General features: G+C 54.8%; 6 protein-coding genes. 3 read left to right on the top strand and 3 right to left on the bottom strand.

All coding sequences use genetic code 11. The features are described from left to right. Positions 1 to 116: 116 nt before the first annotated feature. Entirely contained in the window at positions 117 to 1,337 is a 1,221-nt protein-coding gene (locus tag IGS51_RS00725) for a URC4/urg3 family protein (protein WP_367279218.1), read from the top strand. Positions 1,338 to 1,441: 104 nt separating this feature from the next. Here the strand turns inward: IGS51_RS00725 and IGS51_RS00720 are convergent, their stop codons facing one another. Together IGS51_RS00720 and IGS51_RS00715 are read right to left on the bottom strand one after the other, a co-directional pair. Next, positions 1,442 to 2,002 carry a hypothetical protein gene (locus tag IGS51_RS00720; RefSeq protein WP_297074880.1) on the bottom strand — a complete coding sequence of 187 codons (561 nt, stop codon included), beginning with the start codon at positions 2,000 to 2,002 and terminating at the stop codon, positions 1,442 to 1,444. Between the two features lie 693 nt (positions 2,003 to 2,695). Beyond that, a complete protein-coding gene (locus tag IGS51_RS00715; RefSeq protein WP_297074879.1) occupies positions 2,696 to 3,679 on the bottom strand; it encodes an RNA polymerase sigma factor, RpoD/SigA family in 984 nt (327 codons plus the stop codon). 1,023 nt (positions 3,680 to 4,702) lie between these two features. Between IGS51_RS00715 and IGS51_RS00710 the strand changes: the two genes are divergently transcribed. After that, a complete protein-coding gene (locus IGS51_RS00710) occupies positions 4,703 to 5,377 on the top strand; it encodes a Uma2 family endonuclease (protein ID WP_297074878.1) in 675 nt (224 codons plus the stop codon). On the opposite strand, the gene IGS51_RS00705 is transcribed toward IGS51_RS00710, so the two are convergent. Next, positions 5,366 to 7,081, bottom strand: a complete 1,716-nt coding sequence (locus IGS51_RS00705; protein ID WP_297074877.1) for an ATP-binding protein — start codon at positions 7,079 to 7,081, stop codon at positions 5,366 to 5,368. The genes IGS51_RS00710 and IGS51_RS00705 overlap by 12 nt on opposite strands. 421 nt (positions 7,082 to 7,502) lie before the next feature. Here IGS51_RS00705 and psaX point away from each other — a divergent pair, with 421 nt between their 5' ends. Beyond that, complete coding sequence (gene psaX / locus IGS51_RS00700; protein ID WP_172357899.1) at positions 7,503 to 7,622, top strand: photosystem I protein PsaX; 120 nt, start codon at positions 7,503 to 7,505, stop codon at positions 7,620 to 7,622. Positions 7,623 to 8,065: the final 443 nt, after the last annotated feature.

The raw sequence follows: 8,065 nt of genomic DNA, 5'->3' as shown, positions 1-8,065 counted from the left end.
AAGGGGGGCTAGGGGGGATCTGGCTCGCAGGCTTCAAGCTCCTAAGTCCTGTTAAGCTGATGGGGCTAAACGCTTATCTGCAATTTGCCGCTATATTTGCCGCCACGGGTTGCATCATGTCCACCGTCATCTATCTCCAGAGTCCACAAGCCATCCGCGATCGCACTCAGCAGTTGTTTGAGCTGGCCCGCGCCGACAAGCTGACGCACTTTCGCTATCGGGGCGATCGCCTCCAGCCCACGGCCGACTACGTGCTGCGGGTGATGCGAGAAAACTATCCCGACCTGAACGTGCCGTTTCACAGCCGCTGGCGACATTTTGGCATGGGCAAGGTCGATCGCGTTGCCCAGTTGGAGGCGCAGATGTCCGAGCTTGATCCGGTAGCCCAGGCGCGGGCCAAGTTCGATCTGGTGATTCTCAGCGTGCTGCTGGATGCGGGTGCGGGTGCGGTGTGGCGCTATGCGGAAGCCAGCAGCGGTCAGGTGTTTCAGCGGTCGGAGGGGTTGGCGGTGGCGAGCTTCTGGATGTTTTGCGAGGGCGCATTTTCGGGCGATCGCACTGCCCCCTTCCAGGCAACCGCCGCCGCTCTCCAGCAAATCACCGAGTCCGACCTCGCTCAGTCCTTCCAGGTCACAGATGCAAACCCACTGGTGGGGCTATCGGGTCGCGTCGCCCTGCTGCAACAGCTTGGCCACACCCTCACCCAAAAGCCGGAATTTTTCGGCAGTCAAACCCCGCGACCCGGCAACTTGGTGGACTACCTGCTGACGCAAACTGAGGAGCAGCAGTTGCCCGCGCCCACGGTACTGCAAGCCGTCTTGCAAGGGCTGGGCGACATCTGGCCCGGCCGCATCACGCTCGATGGCGTGAATCTGGGCGATGTCTGGCCCCATCCCGCCCTGCCCGACACCGAGCCGGGGTCAAACCTCGTCCCGTTTCACAAGCTGTCGCAGTGGCTCACCTATTCTCTGCTGGAGCCGCTACAAGACCTGGGGCTAGAAATCACGCAGCTTGACCAGCTTACGGGTCTGGCAGAATATCGCAACGGCGGGCTATGCGTGGATCTGGGGCTGCTGGAGCCAAAGCACGACGATGTGCTGCGTAGGCCGCACCTGCCCAGTTCTGAGGTGATTGTGGAATGGCGATCGCTCACCATTGTCTTGCTCGACCTCATTGCAACTGCCATCCGCCGCGAACTCGGCCTCAGCGCCACCGAACTGCCGCTCGTGAAAGTCCTGGAAGGCGGAACCTGGGCAGCCGGCCGAAAAATCGCCGCCGAACTGCGTCCGGGCGGCGATCCTCCAATCTCGATTCAAAGTGACGGAACGGTGTTTTGAAAAAAGAAGAGAGAAGAACGAGGTTTTAAAGAACGAAGAGAGAAGAACGAAGAACGAAAACCCCACTCTTCTTTTTTGTTCTTCCTTCTTCGTTCTTCTTTTTTCTAATTCACACGCTCAGGGCTAATCTTGCAGGTGTTGAGAATGCGCTGGTCGTTTTCGCTCAGTGCGGAAAGCGGGTGAAATCCTTCCAGGTTCAGAGGGGCGATCGCCTCTCCGCCCGTCGCCGCGACCGACGCATTCGTTTGCAGCGCCACCGAGTAGGGATGCACCGTTTGCTCGTAGGAATCAATCACGTTTAACGCTAGTTCCTGGGCTTGCACCTCGCCATAAAAGCAATCAAAGGAGGAATAGGGCATATAGAACGCGCCTACCACTTGATTCTCTGTGACTTCAAACACCATGTAGGCAGAGCCAAGCTGGTCAGGCTGTTGAGACTGTCCGTACAAATAAACGCCATTGGGAAACCGCTGGCTAATTGCACCTTCCAAGCGGGCAACCGTTGCAGCGCTGGCTTGCGTCAGCCGGGATGCTTCGAGACCATGGGCTGGAGCCAGTGCCGCAGCCGCTAGTCCTAATGTTAGAAACAGCGCCGTAAAGGGCTTTTCAAAACGATTCCAAAGGGACTGCGACGTTTGGGGGAAACGGTTGGTCAAGCTCAGCATTGGCAGTCCTCCTTCACAAAACTAAAGATTACATAGAAGATTTACAGTTAGAAATTCGCTCTATAGTTCGCTGACTATTTTGCTGCCTATATAGAGCTTACGAGCTTCGATTTAACGCTTTGGATGGGCTTCACAACTCTTGAAGAAAAGGGGGCTAATTTCGAGAGTTTGAAACGTCCACCGTCTCTCCGAACAGCTACACCGCCAAGGATTCAAATTCCAGATTTCGCTTCAAAAAATTGCAAAACTTCTTAGAAAAGTTCGCTGCTGAACATTTTTAGAAGCTGCGCCGGAAGTCTTGAGTGAAGCCTAGCCCAGTCCACAGGATGATGAGATCGAGCCTGGGAATGAGATGACGGAAGCTGCGCGTAACCTTGCGAGAGAATCTGAACCGCTGAACCGCTATGGCCTTACTTTATAGAGCGAGAGTAGGAGGCAAATCACCCGATTCGCTCACCCAAGTAGGTGATCTTAATCACCGCTTGCTAGGGCATCCATGCAGCAAAACATGCAGCAAAAAATGATGACCCTGAGGCAGCGCAGAAGGCTTAGAAAAAGAATCTCCTCGTCTGACCCTCACATCATCACCTATGAAATAGAGGTGGAGGGGTTATGCACCGCTCCACCTCTATTCATCCCATGCATTCCGTTAAACAAACGGGAAGAAAGGACAGTTTGACGAACTGGCTGGAATTAACTGGCCAAATATCCACGAACGTTGACTTTGCGGCGACGCAGGTGATCCAGCGCCTGCCGCTCAAGCTGACGCACGCGCTCACGGCTGATGTTCATCCGCTGCCCCACTTTTGCCAGCGATAGCTCATTGCCGTCTTCCAGCCCAAACCGCAGCACCAGCACCTCCCGCTGCTGAGGCGTTAGCTCTGCCAACAGGTTTTGGATGTCTTGCCGCAGCGATTCCTGCACCGTGAAGGTTTCAGGCGATGCGCCGTCGTCTTCTAGCAGGTCTTGCAGTTCGGTGTCTTGGTTGTCGCCGACTTTGAGATCTAGCGACACGGGCTGACGCGCCATCAGCAAGAATTCACGGATTTGTCCTGGCTCTAGCTCCAGCGCTTCGGCGATGTCTGCGGGCGTAGGCGCACGGCCCAATTCCTGCGTCAGTTCGCGCTGCACCTTTTTGATCTTGTTGAGCTTTTCGGTAATGTGGATGGGCAGGCGGATGGTGCGGGCCTGCTGGGCGATCGCCCGCGTAATGGCCTGACGAATCCACCAGTAGGCGTAGGTCGAGAACTTGTAGCCCCGCGTGGGGTCAAATTTCTCCACGCCGCGCTCTAGACCCAGCGTGCCCTCCTGGATCAGATCCAGGAATTCCAGGTTGCGCTTCTGATACTTCTTGGCGATCGCCACCACCAGGCGCAGGTTCGCCTCGATCATCTTTTGCTTTGCCCGCTGGCCCACGCGCAGGGCTTGGCTCAACTCGGCTTCCGTCAGGTTGACCTGGGCTGCCCACTCCGCCAGCGAAGGCTCCCGCTCCAGCTTGTTGGCCAGAGCCTCTTTCGCCTCCAGGAGTGCCATCATCTGCTGCACCTGCTTGCCATAGACAATCTCCTGCTCATGGGTCAGCAGCGGCACCCGACCAATTTCGTGCAGATAGGTTCGCACCATATCTGCGGTAAACAGCGGTTTCGTCGTTTTAGCTGTGGTGTTTGCGGTTGCCATGAATGCGAGACTCCGTTGAACAATCTTGAATCGAACAGGAAACGTAAACTGGATGGTCAGACGCTCTACCAGCCCCAGCAAAGAAGCAAAAAATAGAGAGACTAACTTATAAGCCAGCTTCTAGTGCAGTTTCTAGATCAGGAAGCCGCCTTATGAAGAGGCTTGACTATACCCACTGAGGAAACCAGTGGAACGATGTTGAGGCTGGCGAACAAGTCCGAAGTAGGAATTGAAAATCCGAACGAAAGAAGCGACGCTCAGACGAAAACAGGTGAGGCAAAAACAGGTGAAATCTCTAGATCATTGCCTGGGTGCGTCTCTCTGGACGACTCCCTCTTAACCAACCCAGGGCAGCTTAAAAACAGCTTAAACGCGAGTTGAATGTAGATATTACTACGACTAGCGGCATTCTTCAGGAAAGTAGTAACCCTTTCTTAAGACCAATACTCTTGGCAGTCAAAACTGGCAGTCAAACCAATGGTCAAAGCGCTAACAGATTGGGCGTGGCGCTGAAAGCCCAAGACGGAGAGCCAAAAAGCGAAACCAGAGTACGAAGTAGACGAGAGGTATATCACAAAAGCGAAGTCGTTATGAGTTCACTCTTTTATGAAGACTATAATACAAGTTTAGGCTTCCGTAAAGGGCTGAGCATTCATCCAAACGGGTGAACTTTGCAGGTGAACAGCGAGAGGACGGCGTGGCGCTTTCAGGTGAAGAATCGTGAGCAGCTTTCGTAAGAACCTTTGACATTAACAAAGGACGGAGAAATCAAAACAAATGTTCACCGTGTCTCCCTATCATCTAGCGATTTATGGAGAGATTAGGTTCGGCTAGTACGGTGGGAAAACCGAACTCCCTGGATAGGGTTGGATTGGAGCGAAACAGCGTAGATCAGTAGATCATGATCATCAGTAGATCAAACAGATCAATGGGTTAAAGAGGCAGACCAAACAGGCTAGTTTCAACGGGGTGATTTTGATGGTCGAGGTTGGGGTTCAGGAGGGTGAGGTTCAGGAGGGTGAGATGCAGACCGTGAGCGGTGCAGAAACGGCGATCGCCCGCCCACCCGTCCTGGGCGAAAAGCGTGTCACCTTGCGCGGGCTAACGTGGGACGGCTATCTGCAAATTTTGGATGCCCTGCCCCAGAGCCGCGCCGCCCGCCTTACCTACGATCAGGGAACCCTCGAAATCACGATGCCGCTGGAAGATCACGAATTTTCGCTAAGGCTGATTGAACTGTTTATAAGAATCTTGGTGGTGGAACTGGGCATGAAGATCAAGACCATGGGTTCCACCACTATGAATCGGGAAGACCTGAATCGCGGATCAGAACCCGACTGCGCCTACTACATTCAGCATCAGCCGCAGGTCGCCGGCCGCAAGGTCAACTTTGTCACCGACCCGCCGCCCGATCTGGTGGTGGAAGTAGACATCACCCACACCGACATTGACAAAAATCGCTTCTATGCCAGCCTCGGCGTGCCAGAGTTTTGGCGATACAACGGGCGCGAGTGGCGGATTTACCACCTGCAAGCGGGCGAGTATGTCGAGCAGAGCCACAGCCCTACCTTTGGCTGGGTGGAAAAAGACGACCTCTACCGCTTTTTGGAACAGGCACAGCAGGACGAAGTGGAGGCAGAATTGGCGCTGCGGGCCTGGGCGAGGGAGAAGGTGGCTGTGCTGCGATCAGAAGCCTAGATCAGCCTTGGCCGCCTCCGAAACCCGGAACACGGCGGCATCGGGCATCTCCTCCCAGGCGGTTTCGCCAATTTCGGCGTAGAAAGTTTCGTCGTAGGGACGAGTGCGAACCACGACGGGCATCGGCACGGCGTGCCCCAAAATTAGCGCTTGCTGTTTGGAATCGAGCTTCGCTAGGACAGACCGCAGCGCCTGCCCGCCAGACACGCCCGTAAAAATTGCGTCGATGTCTTTTTCATCATTTAAGAGGGCCGTGATGCGCGTGCCGATCTGCGACATCACCTCGTTGTCGATGCCCGATGGGCGCTGATCGACCACCAGCAGCGTTACGAAATACTTCCGCATTTCACGGGCGATCGTGCCAAAGATGGTCTGCCGGACGGTGGCCGGGTCGAGAAACCGGTGCGCCTCTTCGATGGTGATGACAAGCTGATGGGGGCGATCGCCCGGATTCTTCGTCTGCAAGAAGCGCTCCGCCTTCAGCACGTAGCTGGCGTGGATGCGTCGCGCAATGATATTCGTCGCCAGCATATAGGACAGCATGTTTGACTGGGAGCCAAACTCCACGACCACATGCTTGCCCGCCTCCAGCGCCTCTAGCACCTGCCCCACATAGTTATGCGGACAGGCAGGGCGCAGATATTTCAAATCATCCAGCCGGGTCAGCTTGCGCTGGAGCGCCATAATCGACGCTGGGCTGCCCATCTTCACCTGGCAAAACTCCTGAATCTCCTCATTGCTCATCGACAGCAGGCGAGAAATCCAGGCTTTGCCAAACTCGTTTCGGAGAATAATGGCGTTTTCTAGCGCTGCCTCCGAGACGTTTAGCTCACCGCGCACCAGCGCCAGGTCTTCTACCTCGATTTGGTCGTAGCTGATGAATAGCTCTTGGGCATCGCGCACGCCCCGCCGCTGGGTCGATTGGGGATCGAGCGTGAAGATTTTTACCTGCCCCGGAAACAACTGCCGCAGCCCCTTCACCATCGACACGCGAGACTTGGAGCCGCCCTCGCTGGTGGCCTCCCAGCCGTATTCCGAATGCATGTCGAAAATCAGGTTCACCGCTGCCCGCTTGCGAATAATGCCCGACAGCAGCAGCCGCGTTAGGAAGGATTTGCCCGTGCCCGACTTGCCAAATACGCCGTTGCTGCGCTCCACAAACCGATCCAGATCGATGCAAATGGGCACGTCCATATCAATCGGCTGCCCCACGGAAAAGTTGCGCCGATGGGGGTCGTCTTCCCAGCCAAAGACGGCGCGAAAGTCGCGATCGCTCGCGTCGAACACCTGGCTAAAGTGGCTGGGAATGGTTTTGACGGGCAGTAGCTCGATGGCGCTGGTGTTGGCTTGGAGAGGGCTGGTTTTGGATTTTGGATTTTGGATTTTGGATGGGGCGCTCTGTTCGTCGGTGGGGGTGAACATCAGCATCGGTGACAGGTTGATGGTGCCGTAGGTGCCGCTGCCTGCCAGGACTTCTTGCAAAAAGGTGTTGCTGGGGTCGGGCGGGTTGGAGACAATGCGGGGGTTGGTGGTTCCCAGAGAGACATCGGTGAGCATACAAAAGAAGCGCGATCGCCGCCCCTGAACCACCAGAAACTTGCCCACGCGCATATCTTCGACCGACACATCCGCGTGCAGCCGCACCTCTAGCCCCTGGCTGAGGGAGCCTTGAATCACAGACCCCAATGGATTTTCCAATTCCATACGCTAATTCCGTAACCCGTTCGCGCTAGCATTCACGCTCAGTAATTTGCAGGGTAATTTGCAAGATAATTTGCAGGGTGATTTGCAAGCTTTTGCAGACGTATTGCAGGGATGTACCGAGCTTTTTGGTTTCGTAATACATACGTTCTTAATGCCATAATACACACGTTCTTAGGATTTTCTATAGTACATGCGTTTTGCTGTGCAAACGATTTGGGGCGTGTGGACGGGAATGAGGTTTGGGAAAAAGATGGCTGCCCTCTGGCTGCCCTCTATTTGTTCTCCTGATTCTTGTCCCCCTGATTCTCGTCCCCCCTATTTGTAATGTTTCGTTTTGCCAAGCGGAGGGTTATCAAGTCCCCCGCTGTGGTTAATAATGAACGATTAGATTCTCTGCTGTTTATCGCTGTTAGGAATTGCTATGACTTCTAAATCCAAACCCGCCAGCAAACCTCCCTATACCTTCCGCGCCGGTTGGGCCCTGCTGCTGCTCGGCATCAACTTTGTGGTGGCGGCCTACTACTTCGGCGTTTTGAAGTAACCCGTCAAACAGCTTTGCCCAGTGTGTATGCCCGGTGTATATGCCCAGAGTCCAGACCCAGTGTTCATGTCCAGTGTCCAGGTTGCCCCTCTGTCTTGCGGGCTAGCAGCATTTCGGGACACTTTTCAGGATTGATTGCAGGACGCATTCAGGGCGCATTCGGGATGCATTCAGGACGCATTTAGGGCATATTCAGGACATCCTCAGGACACATCCAGGACACATTCAGGACAACTAAATCTTTGCAACAGCGAGAGTTCTGCCCTGCGGAGTTCTCGCTGTCTTACTTTGGGGTCGGCTTTGTGTCGTTCTTTGGGGTCGGCTTTGTGTCGTTCGGGTCGACTTTGTGCAGAATGTTTGGGTGGGGCGATCGCCCCAAAGAGTCTAGGAGGATGTTTGAAAAGTCCTACTGTTTGTAGCAAAGCGTGCAAGATCCCCCTAAA

This window comes from Thermoleptolyngbya sp. M55_K2018_002 (assembly GCF_015295965.1).
GTDB lineage: Bacteria > Cyanobacteriota > Cyanobacteriia > Elainellales > Elainellaceae > Thermoleptolyngbya > Thermoleptolyngbya sichuanensis.
Note: the sequence above shows the minus strand (reverse complement) of the source record. Positions and strands in the feature narration are given on the sequence as shown.

Excerpts from the sequence above, each read along its gene's own strand:
- IGS51_RS00725 (WP_367279218.1), top strand. The coding sequence starts at position 117 with ATGTCCACCGTCATCTATCTCCAGAGTCCACAAGCCATCCGCGATCGC.
- IGS51_RS00720 (WP_297074880.1), bottom strand. The coding sequence starts at position 2,002 with ATGCTGAGCTTGACCAACCGTTTCCCCCAAACGTCGCAGTCCCTTTGG.
- IGS51_RS00715 (WP_297074879.1), bottom strand. The coding sequence starts at position 3,679 with ATGGCAACCGCAAACACCACAGCTAAAACGACGAAACCGCTGTTTACC.
- IGS51_RS00710 (WP_297074878.1), top strand. The coding sequence starts at position 4,703 with ATGCAGACCGTGAGCGGTGCAGAAACGGCGATCGCCCGCCCACCCGTC.
- IGS51_RS00705 (WP_297074877.1), bottom strand. The coding sequence starts at position 7,081 with ATGGAATTGGAAAATCCATTGGGGTCTGTGATTCAAGGCTCCCTCAGC.
- psaX (WP_172357899.1), top strand. The coding sequence starts at position 7,503 with ATGACTTCTAAATCCAAACCCGCCAGCAAACCTCCCTATACCTTCCGC.